At 44.3% G+C, this 20,377-nt stretch carries 18 protein-coding genes; 9 read left to right on the forward strand and 9 right to left on the reverse strand.

Annotated elements, in window-relative coordinates; genetic code table 11:
• Window position 1: 1 nt before the first annotated feature.
• Together EHO57_RS05785 and EHO57_RS05790 are read right to left on the reverse strand one after the other, a co-directional pair.
• Window positions 2-1,648, reverse strand: coding sequence for an ATP-binding cassette domain-containing protein (locus EHO57_RS05785; protein ID WP_135646090.1), 1,647 nt, complete (start codon window positions 1,646-1,648; stop codon window positions 2-4).
• Between the two features lie 236 nt (window positions 1,649-1,884).
• Entirely contained in the window at window positions 1,885-2,571 is a 687-nt protein-coding gene (locus EHO57_RS05790) for an OmpA/MotB family protein (protein ID WP_135646089.1), read from the reverse strand.
• Window positions 2,572-2,726: 155 nt separating this feature from the next.
• Between EHO57_RS05790 and EHO57_RS05795 the strand changes: the two genes are divergently transcribed.
• From EHO57_RS05795 to EHO57_RS05810, 4 genes are all read left to right on the forward strand, one after another.
• On the forward strand, window positions 2,727-3,419 hold the full coding sequence (locus EHO57_RS05795) for a hypothetical protein (protein WP_135646088.1): 693 nt from the start codon (window positions 2,727-2,729) through the stop codon (window positions 3,417-3,419).
• Between the two features lie 121 nt (window positions 3,420-3,540).
• Window positions 3,541-4,134: a TetR/AcrR family transcriptional regulator gene (locus EHO57_RS05800; protein WP_135646087.1), complete on the forward strand. Its 594-nt coding sequence runs from the start codon at window positions 3,541-3,543 to the stop codon at window positions 4,132-4,134.
• Between the two features lie 68 nt (window positions 4,135-4,202).
• Complete coding sequence (ccrA, locus tag EHO57_RS05805) at window positions 4,203-5,450, forward strand: crotonyl-CoA carboxylase/reductase (RefSeq protein ID WP_135646086.1); 1,248 nt, start codon at window positions 4,203-4,205, stop codon at window positions 5,448-5,450.
• Between the two features lie 96 nt (window positions 5,451-5,546).
• The gene (locus tag EHO57_RS05810; RefSeq protein ID WP_135646085.1) at window positions 5,547-6,560 is read left to right on the forward strand and encodes a zinc-dependent alcohol dehydrogenase family protein; all 1,014 of its coding nucleotides are present in this window, start codon (window positions 5,547-5,549) and stop codon (window positions 6,558-6,560) included.
• A gap of 75 nt (window positions 6,561-6,635) precedes the next feature.
• Here the strand turns inward: EHO57_RS05810 and EHO57_RS05815 are convergent, their stop codons facing one another.
• Entirely contained in the window at window positions 6,636-8,435 is a 1,800-nt protein-coding gene (locus tag EHO57_RS05815; protein WP_135646084.1) for an N-acyl-D-amino-acid deacylase family protein, read from the reverse strand.
• A 557-nt stretch (window positions 8,436-8,992) separates the two neighbouring features.
• Here EHO57_RS05815 and EHO57_RS05820 point away from each other — a divergent pair.
• Together EHO57_RS05820 and EHO57_RS05825 are read left to right on the forward strand one after the other, a co-directional pair.
• Window positions 8,993-9,916 (forward strand): esterase/lipase family protein, encoded by a 924-nt coding sequence (locus EHO57_RS05820; protein WP_135646083.1) that lies wholly within the window; start codon window positions 8,993-8,995, stop codon window positions 9,914-9,916.
• 128 nt (window positions 9,917-10,044) lie between these two features.
• Complete coding sequence (locus EHO57_RS05825; protein WP_135646082.1) at window positions 10,045-11,082, forward strand: 2-dehydropantoate 2-reductase; 1,038 nt, start codon at window positions 10,045-10,047, stop codon at window positions 11,080-11,082.
• Between the two features lie 4 nt (window positions 11,083-11,086).
• Here the strand turns inward: EHO57_RS05825 and EHO57_RS05830 are convergent, their stop codons facing one another.
• From EHO57_RS05830 to EHO57_RS05840, 3 genes are all read right to left on the reverse strand, one after another.
• Window positions 11,087-12,031 (reverse strand): DUF2167 domain-containing protein, encoded by a 945-nt coding sequence (locus EHO57_RS05830; protein WP_135698310.1) that lies wholly within the window; start codon window positions 12,029-12,031, stop codon window positions 11,087-11,089.
• Window positions 12,032-12,156: 125 nt separating this feature from the next.
• A complete protein-coding gene (locus tag EHO57_RS05835; protein ID WP_135643757.1) occupies window positions 12,157-12,765 on the reverse strand; it encodes a DUF2062 domain-containing protein in 609 nt (202 codons plus the stop codon).
• A gap of 18 nt (window positions 12,766-12,783) precedes the next feature.
• A complete protein-coding gene (locus EHO57_RS05840) occupies window positions 12,784-13,572 on the reverse strand; it encodes a tetratricopeptide repeat protein (RefSeq protein WP_135643758.1) in 789 nt (262 codons plus the stop codon).
• A 355-nt stretch (window positions 13,573-13,927) separates the two neighbouring features.
• Here EHO57_RS05840 and EHO57_RS05845 point away from each other — a divergent pair, with 355 nt between their 5' ends.
• Window positions 13,928-16,033 (forward strand): SpoIIE family protein phosphatase, encoded by a 2,106-nt coding sequence (locus EHO57_RS05845; protein ID WP_135643759.1) that lies wholly within the window; start codon window positions 13,928-13,930, stop codon window positions 16,031-16,033.
• A gap of 14 nt (window positions 16,034-16,047) precedes the next feature.
• Here EHO57_RS05845 and EHO57_RS05850 read toward each other — a convergent pair whose 3' ends face one another.
• The 3 genes from EHO57_RS05850 to EHO57_RS05860 form a co-directional block, all read right to left on the reverse strand.
• Window positions 16,048-16,401 (reverse strand): hypothetical protein, encoded by a 354-nt coding sequence (locus tag EHO57_RS05850; RefSeq protein WP_135643760.1) that lies wholly within the window; start codon window positions 16,399-16,401, stop codon window positions 16,048-16,050.
• A 120-nt stretch (window positions 16,402-16,521) separates the two neighbouring features.
• Window positions 16,522-16,938: a MaoC family dehydratase gene (locus tag EHO57_RS05855; RefSeq protein ID WP_135643761.1), complete on the reverse strand. Its 417-nt coding sequence runs from the start codon at window positions 16,936-16,938 to the stop codon at window positions 16,522-16,524.
• 13 nt (window positions 16,939-16,951) lie between these two features.
• Window positions 16,952-17,404 (reverse strand): FAS1-like dehydratase domain-containing protein, encoded by a 453-nt coding sequence (locus EHO57_RS05860; RefSeq protein ID WP_135643762.1) that lies wholly within the window; start codon window positions 17,402-17,404, stop codon window positions 16,952-16,954.
• Between the two features lie 203 nt (window positions 17,405-17,607).
• Between EHO57_RS05860 and EHO57_RS05865 the strand changes: the two genes are divergently transcribed.
• On the forward strand, window positions 17,608-20,007 hold the full coding sequence (locus EHO57_RS05865; RefSeq protein ID WP_135643764.1) for a sulfatase family protein: 2,400 nt from the start codon (window positions 17,608-17,610) through the stop codon (window positions 20,005-20,007).
• Window positions 20,008-20,115: 108 nt separating this feature from the next.
• Entirely contained in the window at window positions 20,116-20,343 is a 228-nt protein-coding gene (locus tag EHO57_RS05870; RefSeq protein WP_135643765.1) for a hypothetical protein, read from the forward strand.
• The last annotated feature ends 34 nt before the right edge of the window (window positions 20,344-20,377 follow it).

Here is a 20,377-nt window from a genome sequence, read left to right on the forward strand (position 1 = left end):
CTTAATTTGCTTCGGTCAGAACAGGTCCGCCGGCGAGGCGTTTGTAGAATTCCTGTCCTTCTCTCTCTAGGAAATCTTCGTAGGTTCCCTTGAAGTCTCGGATCCCTTCCGTAGTGACCTCGAGGATCCTTGTAGCGATAGAGCTCACGAATTCTCGGTCGTGAGAAACGAATAGGATGGTTCCTTCAAATTTCGTTAAGGCATAGTTCAAGGATTCAATGGACTCGAGATCCAAGTGGTTGGTAGGCTCATCCAATGCCAAAAGATTGTCTTGGGTAAGGATCATCTTTCCGAGGATGATACGGGACTTCTCCCCTCCGGAAAGTACCTGAGTAGGTTTCTTTGCCATATCACCGCTGAATAACATTCTACCTAAGATCGCGCGGATCTCTTCCATCTCCGTGCCTGGAGGTGCGAATCTATATAACCATTCGATAATGGAGTCCGCGTCCTCGCCGATCCCTTCTCGGTGGTCCTGCGGAAATACGGAACTCTCCACGGAATCCCCAAAGGCAACAGTTCCGCTGTCCGGATCGATCTGTTTCATCAAGGTTTTCAAGAGAGTGGTTTTCCCCACTCCGTTTGTACCGATGATCGCGATCTTCTCTCCCTTGGTAATATTGATAGTGAAATCCTTAAAGATCGATCTATCGTCGTATGCCTTGGAAATATTGTCCGCTAGGATCACGTCCTTCCCTAAAGGACGTTTCATCTTGAATATAATATAAGGGAACTGACGAGAAGAAGGTCGGATCTCGGTCATATTGTCTTTGATCTTCTCGATCATCTTTTGACGAGAAGTCGCTTGCTTAGATTTTGCAGCGTTCGCGCTGAACCTACTTACGAATTCCTGTAACTCTGCGATCTTTTCCTTAGCTCTCTTATTGTCAGCTTGGGCTCTTTCTCTAGCACCTTGAGAAGCTTCCATGTACTCGTCATAGTTTCCAGGATATACGGACATGGACTGATAATCCAAGTCGCAGATATGAGTTGCGATGGAATTGATAAAGTGTCGGTCGTGGGAGATGACGATAACTACTCCCTTATAATTCAGAAGGAAGGATTCCAACCAGTTAATGGTCTTGATATCCAAATGGTTGGTAGGCTCATCCAAAAGAAGAACGTCCGGTTTTTGGAATAGGACCTGAGCGAGTAAAACCCTAAGTTTAAAACCGCCCGTTAAGAAAGAAAGAGTCTGGCTATGGATATTGGTAGGAATTCCAAGACCTTCTAACAATTCACCCGCAGTACTTTCCGCTTCGTAACCGCCCATTTCTCCGAAGGCTTCTTCCAACTCGGAGACTCGGATCCCATCCTCATCGGACATCTCTGGCTTGGAATAGATCTCATCTCTCTCCTTGGCGATCGCCCAGAGTTCCTTATTCCCCATCATCACAGTATTGATTACTGTTTCGTTTTCGTACTCATAGTGGTCCTGCTTTAAGTAACCGACCTTCACTCCTACGTCGATTGCAACGGAACCTGCGGCAGCCTGCTCCATACCGGCAAGGATCTTCATAAAAGTAGATTTACCGGAACCGTTAGCTCCGATCAGACCGTAGCGGCAGTTCTCCTTGAACTTGACTGTAACGTTTTCGAAGAGGATTTTCTTACCGAAATTTAGGGAGATACCCGAAACGCTAATCATACAACCTGCCTAAACACCTAAAATAAAAAGGGATTTTCCTAAAGAAGAGGGGATACGTCCAAATTCCTCAAACTACTCGGATTTGCCAAGCAAAACTAATAGGCAAGGAGCTTACACCTCAGGGACGAACCGATCGTCCCAGGGAATATTCAGGTCGCATTCAAACTGCAATACAAGGAAAGATATTTAGAAGAACAAGAGAGTATATAAGGATTTCTTGAAATTCCTGAGGAATATCATTCGCTCATTTTTCTCAACTCTTCTATTCCCGGAAGATTGGATAGATCCGGAACGATCACGATCTCAATCCTTCGATTTGCAGCCTTGTTCTCGGGAGTAGTGTTCGGAACGGAAGGTCTAGAAGCTCCCATGGAAGCGGCGCTAATCCTTTCTTCCGGCATTCCGGATTTCACCATGGTATGAAGAACGGTCAAGGCACGAGCGGATGCGAGTTCCCAATTCGAATAACCTTTTATTCCAGTAGGAACATCGTCCGTATGACCTTCTACCTGGAACCTTCTACCCGGAAGAGAGGCGAGAATTCCTGTGACTTCCTTAATAGCGTCTGTGCCTTTAGGAGAAAGATTCGCAAGTCCCGGAGGAAATAAAATATCGGAAGAAAGTACAACGACCATTCTTCCATCTACGATCTTGATCTTCAGTTTGCCAGAATCAATCATGCTCTTGAAACTGGAGAGAAGGTTTCTATACTCTTCCACTCTTCTGTTCGTTTCTTCCTGGATGCGTTTCATGTCGTCCATGGATCTCATCAAAGCGAGTTTGTCTTTTTCCATGGCGGCCAAGTCTTTGGCCTTTCGATCGTATTCCGCCTGTAAGGCGTCATAGCTGGACTTAGTAACGCAATTTGAGAGCAGGATCAAAGTAGATGAGATGAGAAGAAGAGGACGTACTCGAGATTTCATCGTTTCCTCCGAAAGACTTTTAGTTAAAACTGAGACAAGCACAGTATAACTATCGATTTTTTTCCGTTTTTCCTAAGATATTCTTACGAAATTCGAATTTAATTAGGAAAAAATCTGGCAGGAATGCCGGACTAGAGTTAGTCTGTTAGTTAAGTATGCGCCCTTATCAGTTAGAACGTTTAAGAGTCAGATTCTTTCCTTATTTTTTAATATTCTTACTCTTCTTTCATCTGCCTCTGATCTCTCAGACTACTCCTGCGGGAACTCCCGTAGGACCAAAGGAATCCGTCTCTGGAGGAGCGCCCACACTAAAGAAATTGGTGGAAGAAGTTCGGGTCTCATTGAAGGACAGAGGCTATGCCTTCGATAAAAAATCCCAGTTCACCGGATCCGTGTTCAAAGGAAACACAGTACTATTCAAATTGCAATTCCCGGAAGGAAGGGACAGAAAGATCGTTCGCAAATTAGGAGTAGGACTCGCTCACGAGATCCCGGACCAATCCGTAATGATGCAGATCTTTCTCTCGGATAGCGAAGACAGAAAGCTTTCTCCTTTATTTACAGGTTATGTGGAACCTACTTTTATCTATGAATGGGAAGCTCGCTTCGGAGAAAATCATTTCCTAGTAGAGATACGCTTAGACGAATCGGAGACTAACGTAGCAAACTTCGAGCTTCTATTCGGAAGTCAGATCTATACTCCTGCGGCAGCCTTCGGTAGAGAAGAGAAGGACCAGAACTTAAACCAACCCGCTTCTTCCGGAAAAAAACATCCCGGATCGGAGGGAAGGATCCCGGGGACCAGCGAGTTAAATAACTACTTCGAAGTCTTTAAGAAGGAATTTTGATTTTTCTCAGTTCGTCCCTGTACGTGTCGCAGGCTCTCGGACAATCCGCTCCTTCCTAAGAATACGTTAATGAATTGCGAAATTACAGCGTTTGTTATAACTTCGCTTAGAGGCCGGATCAGTGAAAAGAAAGGATGGTAGTCCAATCTACCCCACAAACGGAGTCTTTCGAAATTCTAGAGAAAGGATTTTAGAAGGGGCAGCCATAGCTTTCGCCAGAAAGGGATTTCATGGAACCTCTCTCCGGGAAATTAGTAGAGAATGCGGCCTGGAACAACCCAGTATCTACCATCATTTCCATTCCAAAGAGAATCTTTTTAGAAAAGCGTTGGTAGCCACTCACCTGCTGATCCTAAACGATATCCGAAGTAGGATCATCAAAGACCAAGGACTTAGGATCGAAGTTGTCTCCGTCTTTCGGGCAATTTCGGACATCGCAAGGGAGTATCCGGAGAGAGCCAAGCTTCCGTTCAGTTTGGTCTATTCCGCGCCGGAAAATCTTCTCCAAGAATACACCAACCATTACGGAGCCCAGTACAGAAAGCTTTTAGAAGCGGCGGTAGACAGAAATCCTCCCACCAAAAACCCGGAACTCAAACTTTCCCTTCTAGTAGATCTATTGCACAGCCTGATCCTTTCCATCTCTTCCGTTCGATATTTCGAAGATCGGGTAAGAGGCTTGGAAGAAAGGATCGATCATATTCTTCTCTCCTAGCCTTATAAGCCTGCTTTTTAGCTGTTTTTTTTGTCGAAACCCCTGGTCGGTTCTGTTTTCTGGTCCCCATGAGCGCACCTGAAATCGTACCAATCGGCCAACTTCCTCCATTAGGAGTTGTCCCTAAAAAAATGCACGCACAGGTCATCCGACCAGAGCGTTTTGGCGACCCGATCAAATCCATCCAACCGGAAGAAATCGACGTACCTGAAATTGCCCCTGACGAAGTACTCGTTGCGGTCATGGCAGCGGGAATTAATTATAATAACGTATGGGCAGGCCTAGGCTTTCCAGTAGATGTGATCGGAGCCCGAAATAAGAAAGGTGAACCTGAAAAATTCCATATCGGTGGTTCAGACGCATCCGGGATCGTTTATAAAGTAGGTTCCGAAGTTAAGAACGTAAAAGTAGGAGACGAAGTAGTCCTACATTGCGGGATCTGGGACAAGAACGATCCTTGGGTCAAAGCAGGAAAAGATCCTATGTTTGCGCCTTCCCAATTGATTTGGGCATATGAGACGAACTGGGGTTCTTTCGCTCAGTTCTGTAAAGTGCAAGACCACCAATGCCTACCTAAACCAAAACATCTTTCTTGGGAAGAAGCTGCCGCTTACATGCTCGTGGGCGCGACCGCTTACAGAATGCTTCACCACTGGAAACCGAACGATGTAAAACCGGGTGATGTGGTTTTGATCTGGGGAGGAGCAGGTGGACTCGGAGCCATGGCAATCCAGATCGTAAAAGCCGCAGGCGGGATCCCGATCGCAGTAGTGTCTTCCGATGATAAGATCGATTTCTGTAAGAAGCTTGGCGCTGCCGGAGTCATCAACAGAAACAACTTCAAACATTGGGGAGCTCTCACTTCGGATATCAACAAGCCTGAAGTATTTGTAGAATGGACCAAGCAAGCCCGTGAATTCGGAAAAGCAATCTGGGACATCGCAGGCAAAGGAAACAATCCTAAGATCGTATTCGAACATCCGGGTGAGACCACGATCCCTACTTCCGTATTCGTTTGCGAAACCGGAGGAATGGTTGTGATCTGCGCAGGAACCACTGGCTATAATGCAACTGTGGATCTAAGATATCTTTGGATGCGTCAAAAACGTCTGCAAGGATCTCACTTCGCAAACGACGAAAACGCAGCTGGCCTGAACCAACTCGTGATCGACAAGAAGGTAGATCCTGCTCTCTCTCATACGTACAAGTTTGAAGAGACTGCACAGGCTCACCAATTGATGAAAGAAAACAAACACCCTTCAGGAAACATGAGTATCCTTGTAGGTGCGGACAAACTTGGCCTAGGCAAAAAGTAAGTTCAGAAGAAGGATCCGGATCCGCAGAGGTTTCGGATCCTTCTCTTATTCCAAATCCTCTCTTCCAATAATCCTTCCCTAATAAAGACCAAATCTATGAAAGCTATCCTTCTTCCTTCCTTCGGAAAAGAAAATCTCGCACTTACGGATTTACCCGATCCTGGAAAACCGGGACCAGGAGAAGTACTCGTTCGATTTCGTGCGGCCTCTTTGAACTTTCGGGACTACTTAGTGGTACAAGGAAAGTACAATCCGAAATTCCCTGTGCCCATGGTACCTTGCAGCGACGGCTCCGGAGAGATCGTCGAAGTAGGCGAAGGAGTTACGGAATTCCGTACGGGAGATAAGATCAACGCAACCTTCGCTCCATATTGGTTGAACGGTCACGCAAACAAGAAGGAACTCAGGACCACATTGGGCGGCCCGTTGGATGGAACTCTTAGACAATATGCCATCCTTCCAGCTACCGGTGTGGTGCCCATGCCTTCTCATTTAAGTTTTGAAGAGGCGGCTACCCTTCCCTGCGCCGGACTCACTGCTTGGTCTTCCTTCTTCGTAGAGAACCGATTGCAAAAGGGAGAATCCGTAGTGGTGCAAGGAACCGGAGGAGTCTCCTTGTTCGCTTTGCAATTTGCGAAGAAGGTAGGGGCCACAGTGTATCTAACCTCTTCTTCCGATGAAAAACTAGAAAGAGGAAAGGATCTAGGCGCAGACCATCTCATTAATTATAGAAACGTAATAGAATGGGGAGAGAAGGTCCGAGAACTTACAGGCGGAGACGGAGTCGATCATGTTGTAGAAGTGGGAGGAGCGGGAACCTTGGAGCAATCCATTAAGGCGGTCAAACTCTTCGGGACCATTCATCTGATCGGTATCCTGGCAGGAGCCATCAAGGACCTGAACCTTTTGCCGATCGTCATGAACCAGATCAAAGTCCAAGGAATTGTAGTAGGTCATAGAGAAGGTTTCCTTGCTATGAACAAAGCGATCGAGACCTGGGGACTAAAGCCTGTCGTAGACAAGATCTACGAGCTTTCCGAATTCAGAGAGGCCTTGGAGTATCTCAAGGACGGAAAACATTTCGGAAAGATCGTAATTCGCATTCCTTAATCTTTCTAATATAGGATCATTTCGACTCTCCAGATCGAATGACCGAGAGAAAACTCCTCCCGGTCTTAGTGGAAATTAGGCTACCGATGCGGTAGATTTTACCTTCTGTCCTTTCCGAGAAGAATACAGATAATCCTTTTCCTTATACGCCATGAATCTTCCGAAGCCGGATTCTTTTCCGATTTGCGGAAGAACAATACCATTCTCGACAGCAACTTTTCCATTGATCAGAACAGCTCGGATCGCTTCTTCGTTTCTGCGAACCAAACGGACCATTCCTCCGAATTCCGGCATCGGAGTTTCTTGGATGGTTTCCACTTTTTCGTTTAAACCGTTTGGATCGAGAAGAACGATATCTGCCTGTGCGCCTACCTTTAGTTTTCCGGTATCCAAACCGAACCAATCCGCGATCTCACCTGTAACTCTCCATACTGCCTTCTCTGCAGAAAGGAAAGGTTTTCCTTCCAGCTCCGCATCCCGGACCAGTTTCAAGAAACGAAGAGGGAAATTATAATGAGCCATTCCTCTCAAGTGAGCGCCCGCATCCGAGAATCCGATCAGGACATCCGGATGGCTGACGATGTATTTCAAAGGCCCTTTTCTATCGTTCCCGATCACAGTGTACCAACGGATATCATTCCCAAACTCTGCACATAGATCCAAGAAGGTCTCGACCACATGCTGCTTCCTTTCTTTTGCCAATTCGGAGAAGGATCTACCAACCAGTTTCTGGTCTCGGCATTCCACGATCTTGGATTGGTTGAAATCCCTATGAAAGACCCTGGGCAAAAACCAATTCGTCCATTGACGTCGGAACCATTTTCTATATCCGGAATCCAAAAGTAGTTTTCTACGCTCCGCAAGATCCGCCAAATGAATGGCTGCCGTACCTGCCCCGAATTCTTCAAAGACGACTACATCCACTCCGTCCGCATATAGATCGAATACGGCAGGAACGGCCTGCAATCTCACATCCCCTCTTAAGATCGTGTTCACGATCCGAGTCAGAATAGCGACTAGCTTATAGATCCCTCGATTAGATCTTGGGTCCATGAGAGAAATGATCGTGGTCTTTAATTTCTTCTGAAAGACCCCTATACTTTCCTTAAAGAATAAAAGAACATTATATTTTGTAGATACGTTCGGAACACCTTGAAAGATCCGATTCTCTTTCCTTACGATCCGATTCAATCGATTGATCTCGGACCAATTCGCAAAGGTCGAAGGAAGAGGCTTACTCCTGAAACGAGTGCCGTCCATCTTGTCCCAAGTAAGAGTATTGATCGAAAGTCCCAGGTAACCGCAATCGATCGCTTCTTGCAGAAGTTTTTCCATTTGTCGCATCTCTTGCTCAGTGGGTTTTACTGAGTGAGACAAAGATCTTTCCAATCCCATCGAAAATGCACGGATCGCAGAGTGACCTAAAAAGGTAGAAACATTCGGCCCTAGAGGGAGAGAATTGATATGATCTGCATATTCCTTCATAGAATTCCAATCTTTCTTTTTCTGTAAGAGAGGAAGCACCTGTTCTCTGGGAATCGCCTCTACACGACTGAACATGTCCGCAAGATCCTCTGCGGAACCGATACAAAGACTGAGAGAGCAACTACCCATCGTAACTGTAGTCACTCCATGCATCACAGATTCTTTCAGTCCTGGAGAGGCCTCTACCTCCGCATCGTAATGAGTATGAAAATCTATAAAACCAGGAGTGACCCAAAGTCCTTTGGCATCATAAACTTTGTTTGCATCCCCTGAAATGGATGCGGAGATCTCTGCGATCTTGCCGTCAAGTACCGCGACATCTCCGATAAAAGAGCGGCCCCCTTCTCCGTCGAATATCCTTCCGTTGCGAATGAGCACGTCATATTTCATCTGAGTTGATTCTCCTCTTCTATTCTATCTTTAAGAGAATCGTTAGAAAAGTTGATAATTTGGCTGGGTCAACCTTTTTCACATTTTTTGAATATAGATGAACAATCGTTTACAAAAACCAAATCATTTCTGGGCACGATATTCGCCTTTTGCAGATACGATCCGATTTCTTCCTTATTCGTATCTGCTACAGTCCGTAGCTTTCCCAATAGCGGTCTACAGGAGATATAGGTCTCCCGAGCTCTATATAATGAGACATAATTCTAAATTGCTAAAAATGAGATAAATCAAAAGGACCCTAAGGGATAGGGAAAATCCATGGTCATATCGATCCCTTTAAATAAACGAACGTTATAAATTAATAATAGTTTCATATCAAACGTTCTATCAAGAGAGCTTTTTTCGAACGATTTCAGTTGACAGTATTGTTCCCGGAATTATAGTTCAAAAGCTCGGTTTGTACCGAGCGATATACAGAAAAAAGCGAACAAAGACCAAAGCGAAATCTCAGTTTAGAGAACACAGACATCAAGAGAATAGTGAAGAGGTAAACTCAAATGCGTAAATTAGGACTAGCGTTATTGCTCCTATTTATTTGTGGCGGCTCGTTGTTCGCATCAGGCGGCGGATCATCGTCCAAACCATTGGCTGGATCGTATCCAATCATCCTTTCCCACGGCCTTTTCGGTTGGGGAACTGATTCTTCCGGAATCATCAGCATCGTTAGTTATTGGGGAGGTATGGACTCATACCTTACGTCTCAAGGAGCTACCGTTTATGCTCCTACTAAGACAGCAGCCCAATCCAATGAAACCAGAGGCGCAGAGCTAAATACTAAGATCCTTACGTATATGGCTGCAAATGGCTTCAGCAAGGTTCATATCCTTGGCCACTCTCAAGGTGGATTGGACAGTCGCTACGCGATCACCAACCTGGGACTTTCTTCTAAAGTTTCCACTTTGACCACCCTAAACACTCCACACAGAGGATCCCCAATTGCAGACATCGTAAACACTGTCCTGCCTGATTGGATCAAACCTTTTGTAAATGCGATCTTAGGTGTAGTGGTCCAATTAGTATACGGCGGAGGAAACCAAAACGCTCTGGGAGCGCTCGGATCCTTGACTACCAGCGGAACTGCAGCTTTTAACACTCGCACTCCAAACGTAGCTTCCGTTAAATACTTCTCTTACGGATCTTATATCACCATTCCGGACCTGATCCAACACCCTCTCATGGGAATCCTCCAACCAGCTTGTGCTGCAGGTGGATTGTTCAACGGACAAGGAGCAACCTGCGACGGACTCGTTCCTTATTCTTCCCTTCAGTGGGGAACTTTCAAAGGCGGACCTGACTATGGTATCCTTACCACTGGTGTAGACCACTTGGAAGCTTCTAACACTTTGAACTCTGGAAAACCTTGGTACGATGTAGAAGGTTATTTCCTGAAAATGGCTCAGAACGCGAAAGCAAATCAATAATCTCGTTCTTTGCTTAGAAGAAAAAGCCGGGTTTCACCCGGCTTTTTTTATGCCCGAATCTATAGTCTCGATACGGAATACTGATTTTATAGTTGGTATTTTTATAATATTCTTCATTCTTTCCGCTTATGAGTTTTTCCCCTAAATTTGCGATCTTAGGTGCCGGAAGTATCGGAACATATATAGGAGCTTGCTTGGTAAAAGCAGGATATCCTGTAGTATTTGTTGGAAGAGAAAGATTAAAACAAGAGATCCAATTATTCGGTTTAGGGATCAGCGATTACAATGGAAAATCCTTTACCCTTGCCCCAAGCCAAATTCGGTATGTCACGGATATAAAGGAAGCCAAGGATTCGAACGTATTCTTGGTTACTGTCAAAAGCAAGGATACGAAAGAGATCGGAAAATCAATCCGTTCTCTTTTTTCTCCGGAAGAACTTTCTAAGATCGTAATTGTTAGTTTTCAAAATGGGATCCGAAATTCTAAAGAGCTGGCCTCCGTATTACCGGAACTAAAGGATCGAAACCTGCCTGGCATGGTCCCTTTCAATGTAGTAGCAAAGGGAAAAGGTCAATTCCACCAAGGAACAAGTGGAGAACTCGTGCTCCCTTCGAATGACTATGGGAAAAGGATCCACTATTGTCTAAGAAAGGCGGCCTTACCCTCCAAAGTGCATAAAAATATGGATGGTGTGCTTTGGGGAAAATTGCTTTTTAATTTGAATAACAGTCTGAACGCTCTGGCAGGAGTTCCCCTAAGAGAAGAACTGTCCCAAAGGACCTATAGGAAGATCTTAGCTTCTATGATCACGGAAGGATTGGAGATCCTTAGCCTTTCAGGTATCCAGCCGGCAAGCGCGGGCAAAATGATCCCATGGCTTGCACCCATTATATTAAATCTGCCCGATTTCCTTTTTTTTAAAGTAGCTTCTTCGATGGTGAAAATCGATCCGGAAGCGAGGTCCTCTATGTGGGAAGATCTACATTACGGACGTAAAACTGAGATTTCTTATTTGAATGGAGAGATAGTACGCTTAGCGGACGAGATCGGTCATAAGGCACCGATCAATCGCAAGATCGTTTCTTTGATCGGAGAAGCGGAAAGCGATTCCGGAAAATCGAAATACGATGCGGAAACGCTTTCTAATCTATTAGGAATTACTTAAGTTCTTAACTCTCCGTATCGGTAGGAGGAGGAGTCGACGCGGTTGGCTCTTCCGATTTTCCCTTTCCGAATATGAATTTCTTTACAGCATAAAATAGACCAATCACAGCAAGGATGATGATCTTAGCGCCTTTTGCAAGAAAGCCTCCGATAAGCGCAAGTAGTCCTGCTTTTTTCAGTAAGCCACCGGCAATCAACCCTCCGATCCCATACGCAGCCAAACTATCGACTTTAGAGTCGTAGTCCGCATAACGGTTTCCTTCGGTGAACTCCACACTTTCCAGGATCTTGCCTACATCGTTCTCTACTTTTTTCAATATGGGAATATCCCCGAGAGCGTTCAGTAATAGATAACCGTTCCGACCTAAGATCCGAATATTATAATTAAGAGTATTTACCGGAGCGCCATCGAACTTATATTCTTTTGCCCAATGTAGTTTTTTAGCGGCCGAATCATAATACGGAGAAGAAGCCCAACCGATCAATTCCAATCCGGCATATCCGTCTTTCTTTCTCTGCTCGCTCTCTTCCTTAGTAGCGTCCTGCAGCTCGGTCAATAGTTCATCGTATTTGATCTCTTTGGAATCCTCGTCATCCACATGACCTTCCTCCACATAGTCGACAGTGATCGCATATGTTCCCAGATCCAAAGGCGTATCGGTAGCGAGAAATAAGATCCCTAATCCAGGTTCGCTGTTAGGCGGATTTCCCCATACATCTTCCAAAACGATCTTACTATCCTTTGGATTCAGATACTTGTACCCTTTCGGTACTTTGATATTGGCGATCACTTTTCCGTCCTTGTTTGCAAGAGGAACGGTATTGGTTTCATATTTTAAGGATTTAATCCATTTTGTTAAATCCTCATCTGTAGCAAATTTTTGTGCAGATGCAGGGACGCTCCATAAGAAGGTTCCGACAACCAAATAGACCAGGAATCTACGAATCATATTTTTATCTCCGAGCTTGAAGTTCGAGTAGCGAATACTATGTGGATTCGAACTGAATTCGGACAACAAATAATGTTGGCTTTGGAAAAAATAAATTGAAAAGAACGATCGCTATACGATCTAGATCAGCTAGATTTTGCGCTGAACAATCCGATGTCCTTTCTAACGTGCTTCGATTCCCATTCGGATAGAGTCATCCCCTCTTCCTGGGCTTTCTTTTCTCTATAAGAATTTACTAATTTGAATGTAAGAGGATATCCTGCAATCCCCAACGGGATCCCGAATGCGAAACCGCCCACGAACATTGGGAGTCCCATCTTATCCAAAAGAAAAATACTCCAATGATAGAAGCCTGTGATGAGATCCATAGACTCGGATTGCTTTGATATGGAAAGCAAAGTATCGAAGCTGACCTCTTGGAAAGGAATGTTGAACAAGAAAAGTATATTCTTCCCGATCCAATAGAATAGGGAATAAAAGAAAGGAACCGTTGCCGCATTCGTGATCCAGATCATCGCTATCGCGATCGGAAGATAGAATCGAATCCCTATCACACGAAGAAGGACCCAAGTTCCAAGCCCCAAATACATCTGCACACCGACTAAAGGTGTCATTGCCCATATCAATCCGATCGTGGTACCTAAACAAAGTTCGTGAATGGGGGCGTGAGATTCTTGGAAGGGCAGAATGATCTGTTTATGAAGAATTCTGCCAATAGCTCTAAGAAAATTCATGAGGAGATTGTTCCTGTATTATTTAGAACCGGCTGCTTTCGCATATTGTTCCCAGGATTTGGAGTATTTCTCCATGGCCGGAAATAATTCGAATGCCTTTTTTGCGGATTCGGCAGCGGCCCGAGGATTTTTTTCGAAATCATTTTGTAATTTTGCAAGAAGGTAATATGTTTCTGCCTGAATGATAGAATCCCTATATTCAGTTTCTATTCCCTTCTTCAAATATAAAATAGAAGAAACCTTATCTCGATTCAGTAGATATACGAGTCCCATTCCATAATAAGCGGAACCTTCCGGTTTGGCGGAGATCGATTTAGAATACCAGTCCAGAGCGTCCTTTCTCAGATCCTGAGATAAGAAAAGATTTCCCAGATCTGTCATGAGCATAGAGGTATATTCCTTATCTTTTAAGGCCTCGGCTACTGTAAGAGCCTTCTTAAAGTCGGACTCTGCCTTTTTATATTCCTTCTGATGATTCCTGATCTGAGCGATCCCTCGCAAGCAGTCGATAGAAGCAGGATTCTCTTTTAAGCAAAGCTTATATTCTTTTTCCGCGGCGGGATCGTCTTTGCGAAGATACGACATCCATCCTCGAAGATAATGGACCTGATCCGTCTTGCCCGTCTTAAGTAATTTACTCTTCGCCTTTTCTACCGACTCGGAGATATGACCCGAGTCCAATAGATCTCGAATTTCTAAAATAGTAGGCTCTTCTTTAGCCCCATCGCAGGATAGGATAAGAGCAAAAATGCTGATCGCTTGTATTAGTGGGATAAAACGTGAATTTGTAGGAAGACTAAAGCTCATTCTAATCAATGTGGGAACTTTTTCATACTGCCTGGTATTGTTCGCCTGGCAAACAGGAATTTCAGGCTTTTTGTTTCGGACCGATAAAATACGCCGATTTTTCCGGAAAAAGTGCAGTAGATACGTTTTTTTAGACGTTTTTTTTACTTCTAATCCTCTTTAAGCTTCCCGAAAGAAGGATGAGCGTCTCTTCCTTCTTCCTGAACTTAAGCAAAAAATATTCACTCGAATGTGGGAATAATAATATTGGAAATTATTATTTTCCTAATTTCCGAAACGAAAACGCTTGTTAGTCGGAGAACGATTGACGAGAGAATCTAACTCAATGGAGGATGGTTCCTAACCTTCCTGCCTAATGCACATTTCGAAGTATTTATTTTTCTTACTCGGGCCTATCGGTTTTCTGATCTTTCTTTTGTCCCTCACTCCGTGGCATAAGGAAGAGAATCTTCGCGCCTATCACGGAGTAATCGACCTAAGAGGGGTCCAAGACGCCTCCTCGGGACCTGTAGACCTTTCAGGAGAATGGGAATTCTTCTGGAGCCAAGAACCTGGGCAGATCTTAGAATCTTTCCGCGGCACCATGACTGTTCCTGGATCTTGGAATAGAGAGACGGAACTACACCCATCCTACGACAGACTCGGATATGCCACCTATCGTTTAAAGATATTAGTCCCGGATGTATGGGTAGGCAAAGTACTTACGATGAGCTTAGGAACGGTTTGGAGTTCCTACAGACTCTACATGGACGGAGAGATCCTAGGAGAGTCCGGGATCCCCTCTAGTAATCCTGAGTCCGGTCTCGCCAGAGTGCAACCCCGTTCCTTCTCCTTTATTCCTAGCTCAAACCAAGTTGTGATCGAGATCTTTGTAGCGAATACGTACGCTAGAGAAGGTGGGATCAGCTCTCCCGTTAAACTTGGCCCTTCCGAAGTTATGTTATCCACTCGGATAAGAGCGATGTTCATAGACATCTTTGCCTTTTCGAGCCTGGTGATCATGGGCCTCTATCATATTTCCTTGTATTTATATCTGAGATCCAGTAAGGCTCCTCTGTATTTCGGGATTATGAGTATGGCGATCGGTGTTCGCGCCTTGGTCACGAATACAAGGCTTCTCATGGAGTTCTTTCCTTCCGTTCCTCAAAGCGGAGTACAGACCATAGAGCAGATCTCTATGATGATCGCGGTTGCTCTTTATATTCTATTTTTCTTAGAGACTTTTACCGCTTATGTTTCCGAGATCTTTGTAAAGGCTTCTTTAGGGATAGTCGCCGTTTTTATAGCGATTACTCTTTTCAGTTCCTTAGAGTTCAATAGCAACAAGATCATGTACTTCCACATGTTCATTGCGGTTACGATCGCATACGTTCTCTTTGTGATCTTGCGCATCGACTTCGACCAAGAAAGCAATTCTTCTTACGTTCTGTATGGTTCCGGCCTCTTATTCTTGGGAGTGGCTATCGACTTATTCTATACCTATGTCCTAAAGGTTTCCTCTCACCAATTGTCCCATATTGCGTTAGTATTCTTCGTATTCCTTCAATCTCTCGTGATTGCTTCGGATCGCTCCTCTAAATACAAAGAGGCAAAACTACTTACCGAAGACTTGCAGACCATGAACCTCGAATTATTCGAGATGAAAGAAAAACTGGTCCAAAAAGTAGAAGATAGGACGAGGACCCTGAATGATACTCTCCAGCAGATCAATCGAGAACTCGAGATCGCGCAGAACGTACAAAGAAAGATCCTGACTCCTCCGGAAAGAGAGATCAAGGGGATCCGCTTCGATTATGTATATAAGCCTTTGGAAAAAGTGGGCGGAGACTTCTTGGATATTTCCGAGATCAAACCGGGACAGGTGCGTGTGCTTCTTGCAGATGCCGTCGGTCACGGGGTCCAGGCCAGTTTGATGACCATGGCCTTGAAAACAGAGTATGAAGAGTTAAAGAAACTGGAATGTCCCACTTTTGTACTCAGAGAATTGAATGGAAGATTCTTGCGTAAGTTCGATACTCTCGAGAGTATCTTTCCTTGCTTTGTAGCGGATATCTATCTGGATAAAAAAGAAGTCCTCTATGCTTCCGCAGGACATCCGGATCAAGTGCTGCTTTCTCCCGACGGAAAATACGAATTATTACATAAAACCGGACCGATCTTAGGTCTCTTCGACGATCTTGAAGTCGAACTTGCCACCTATCCTTTCCCATTAGGAAGTCGTTTATTATTGTTCTCTGATGGACTTATAGAGAACAGGAGAAAGGAAAATCGCTGGAGCACTGTGGAGACGATCGCCTCTAAGGCGGGAACTCTTTCCGGCTCCAGTTTACAAAAACTATTAGAAGAACTAGTCGTGATGGAAGAAAGGTCCCGAGGAGACGAACAACGCTACGACGATATCACGATCATAGCGATCGAATCCAGGGACCAACCTCAACTCTCCGATTCGAACCGCCTATAAACGGCGGTCCTTGGTTAGCCTTCCTTTCTTAAAAGAAGAAGGGTAAGTAACCCACAAAGAAATTCAAAACCGCTCGGCAATAAAAGCATAGGATTCGCCATTCCTAGTAAAACGAAAATGGCGATCGCCACAAATTGAAAGCTTCTAGAATGAGTAGTTAATTTCAGAAAGGGACGTATATTCCAACTTCCCATTTGAAAATAAAAATATCCTAATATTGCGAGAGCAACTCCTACAACTCGGACCCAAACATCCTCCGCGCTTAAAAGGAAAAGGCTTAGAAAAAGATCGGGAACCAGGATCAGCAAGGTCCCTTCGATCAATAGAAATACACCGAAATATTGCACACTCTTTGCAGCATTTATCATGCGCAAATGCATACTCCAATCACGCGCAAGGGCAATCGCTTTTTATTTCTTAGATATTGAGAAGATATAAAAAAGCCCTCGGAATCGAGGGCTTTCTCCAAATAGTTTGTTAGGAAAATCTTAGCAAACTACAACTAATTCGCCAGAAGCTTTTACTTCTCCGGATTCGTCTGCAGCTTCTACTGCAACCGTAAGAAGTTTCTCTCCATTTTCTTCTTTCTTGCGTTTGATCTTTCCAGAACAGGTTAACTTTTGTCCAGGCTTAGTCATTGCTTTGAAAGTAACCCCGAACTCCCTGATCTGCTTTTGGTCTGCCCAAGCAGTGCAAAGTCTTCCGATCTGAGCCATTACGAACATCCCGTGCGCGATGGTGCCGTCTAATCCAGTCTTACGAGCAAAATCCGGATCGTTATGGATCGGGTTAAAATCGCCACTCGCTCCCGCATAACGCACTAGGTTTGCGTGAGTCACTGGATCCACTTTTAAAGGAGGGAGTTCTTGTCCTACTTCGTATTTATCGAATTCAATCTTACTCATGGTTTTCCTCCGATCATTGTTCCGGCTTACGGATAAAAATAGACATTTCAGCTTCGATCACTGTGTCGCCTTTCGCGTCTTTGATCGTAGTCTTGAATGTCATCGTATCCATCTTACCAACGGTAACGTTAACGCACTCTCCCTGAGAAGATACTCTACCGGGATAAAGGGTCTTAACATAGTTATATTTTTCTTTTAGGTGAAGAATTCTGGAAGTGTCCACTCCCATGTTTTCCATATCCTTCCATATTTTAGGATATCCCCAAAATTGGATCACAGTTGGAAATGTAGGAGGAGCCGGAATATCTTCGAAGCCTGCTTTCTTAGCGGCTTCTACATCGAAGTAGATAGGATTGGTTTCGCCGATCGCTTGGCAAAACTCTTTGATCTTTCCTCTCTCCACATCGAATTCGTAACGATCGAGTTTTGTGCCGATCAGGTCTTTTGAAATGCCTTTTTCTGCCATAATCCTTTCCTTGGATTGGTGTTAAAAACTTTCCTAGAATCGAAATAGTTTTATCTCCCTATATTTTGGAGACCAACTATTCCAGTCCATTGCTTTTTACTAACGAACGTTCTGTTCGGAAAAACAGTCGTTCACCGAATACTGTTCATTCGAATGATAAGGGTTGTAAAGTTAAACGTAGGCAAAATCCTGACCTTGTCCTTATGATTTCTTTTGAACCCAAACTTTCCAGGATCGGTATATATTGCCTTGCCTTCTTTCTCTTAACAGAATGCAGACAATTGTCCTCTCGCTCTTTCTTCCAAGAAGAAGAGACAGTAATTCCAGTATGGGATGGGCTTCGCTCCTTAACTAGATCCGGAAGCGTTTGCCAAGGCGATCCTGAAGAAGCGATCAAGAAGATCTCCTATCACTATAAAAAGAATCCTTCCAGATATTCCGGGCTTTCCGTTAAAGAAAGATGGAGGAACGTACAACTTACAGTATTAAAGGATAAGGAAAATCTTCTGAATGAATCTAGGGACAGTTTGTTCCTCTTTCAGAATGGAGACTGTTCTCTATCTTCCGAATTCACGATCAAAGACGCTGAGCTTTCCTATTCTTCAAAAACTATATTCAGTTTTTCTACTGCAGTTCTTTCCCAGTCAGGAGAGAAGGTTCCTGCCTCCGGCAAGTTGGAGATTTCCTTAGGACAAACCCAAATATTCTCCAGAGAAGTTTCCGGCAAAGGGGATAATTGGCAGGATTTCGAGATCCCGATAGGAGAAAATATAGCAAAACTTCTCAGATCCAAACCTGCACCCAATTGGAATTTCAAATGGATCCCTAAACAAGGAGGAGATCTCATCTTTCTGGGTCAGCCAATATTGTATTCCAAGGTATCCGACATCCAAGATTGGGGATCTAAGGAAAACCTAATATTGATCGTAGTAGACGCACTTAGGCCGGATCGTTTAGGCTTTGGAGGTTCTCCAGTCGCTACCAGCCCAAATTTGGATCAGCTTGCCTCCGAGTCTGTGCTATTTGAAAACGCCTTCTCGAATGGGAATTGGACTAAACCAAGCATGATCTCCTTTTTCACTTCTAAGATCGCCTCCGAACTGGGTTTAGGAAACGCTTGGTTCTATTCTACGAATCTACACAGAAAGATCTTTTATTCCAAGGCTCCTTCTACCCTGCCAAATCATCTAAGAGAAAAAGGGTATTTAACTGCGAGCTTCATGAATAATGTCTTTCTCTTGGACTATACGGGAGTGGGAGTCGATTTAGGTTTTCATAAACTATTCCAGCCGGGAAAAGATAAGGCGGATACGGAACTGATCCTGGCAGAGTCGTCAAAATTCCTGAAAGAAAACAAGGACAGAAGATTCTTTCTTCATATTAACATCAATACCCCTCACTATCCTTATCTTCCCGAAAGAAAATATATAGAGGCATTGGAGAAACAAACCCCCACTCAGGTTTGGAACCAGTATGATCCGTTCGTGAAAAAGTATATGGCAGAGATCTTATATACCGACGAGGTCATCGGAAAGATCTTAGAGGAAGCTAAGAAGAACGGAGTCTTCGATAAGACCTGGATCGCAGTCGTTGCCGATCACGGGGAACTGCAATCACTAGAGCATTATTACCATCATCATTTTGTTGCGGAAAATCTACACGCGCATGGAGAATCCCATTACGACGAAGAGATCAAGGTGCCTTGGATCCTTCATCCCCCGCTTTCGGCTAAGACTTATATCAAGAAATGGAAATTCCCGGACCAAGTCTCCCTTCTTTCCTTATTTCCTACCTTAGTTGGTGCATTAGGTTTTCCTTGTGGAGCCAAGGCCTGCGATGGGAACGATTATTCTCTCGCGATGTTCGGAGATTCAGGGCCGGAAAAAGAAGAATATATATATACGGAAGGAAGATTCTCCGAATCCATCCGAAGTAAGGAATTCAAGCTTATCCGAAGATATCCCGGCTACGATTTTGTACGTAGAACAAAAGAAGGACTTCCACATCAAATGTCCGAGGAACTTTACGATCTGGTCAAGGATCCTCAAGAATCCAAGAACCTCGCCTTAGAACCTTCTACTTTGCTAAACAGAGCAAGAGAGGAATTAGCGGCCCATAGTTTAAAAAAGAATACCTTCCGACTTAGATTGCCTGCTTGCGCAAAAGATTGTTTGCGTAAAGTGGATCTAAATCTGCAAGGAGGGATCTACAGGATCTTTTCCCAAGACGATTTTCATTTAGACAGAGTAGAAGCAAGATCGGCCTCGATTAGCGTCCGACAAACTGCAGGAAAAGAAGTGATACTTTCCTTTCAAACGGTGGAGCCAGCTTTCGGCTTCCGGCTATCTATCACAAAGGACGGAGCGTTAGAAGATTATAAATCCGGAAAATGGGGAATTCTTTCCAGTGCAAGCGTAGGACTATATGCGACATCTCCGGAGACAGTCGCCTCCTCTCGGCAACCATACGAATTCAAAACTTCTAATTTACCTTACTGGTACAACGACGCCGGCCTTACAGGCAACACCGACTCTTCGGAGCAAGCAGCTCTAGGAAAAGAAGTACGCAAAGTATTGGAGAGCTGGGGTTATATCCACGAGTAAAACTAATTTTACATCCAAGTTCTTATTCCCGGATCGCAAAACCTCCTTGCATTTTCCCACTTCTGCCCTACTTTATTTCGATAAAACCAAAGAACTCGGGTGAAAAGAATGAAACTGAAAAATGCGATCCTATGCGGACTATTCCTAATTTTACTTTCCAATTGCGGCTCCAACCCGGTGCAACGCTGCCAGGATAGAAGAAAGGTAATGAGAGACGCAGTTTGCCAAGCTGTCTCTGCGCATATCGGAACTAGCACTTATAACGATAGTTTGGTTGCCTGCTTATTACAGGATAACGAATACAACGATTGTTCTAAAGAAAGCTATTTTAAATAAATCTAAACTATTCGGCGAGGATCTACAATTCTCA

The sequence above is a fragment of the Leptospira langatensis genome (genome assembly GCF_004770615.1).
Taxonomy (GTDB): domain Bacteria; phylum Spirochaetota; class Leptospiria; order Leptospirales; family Leptospiraceae; genus Leptospira_B; species Leptospira_B langatensis.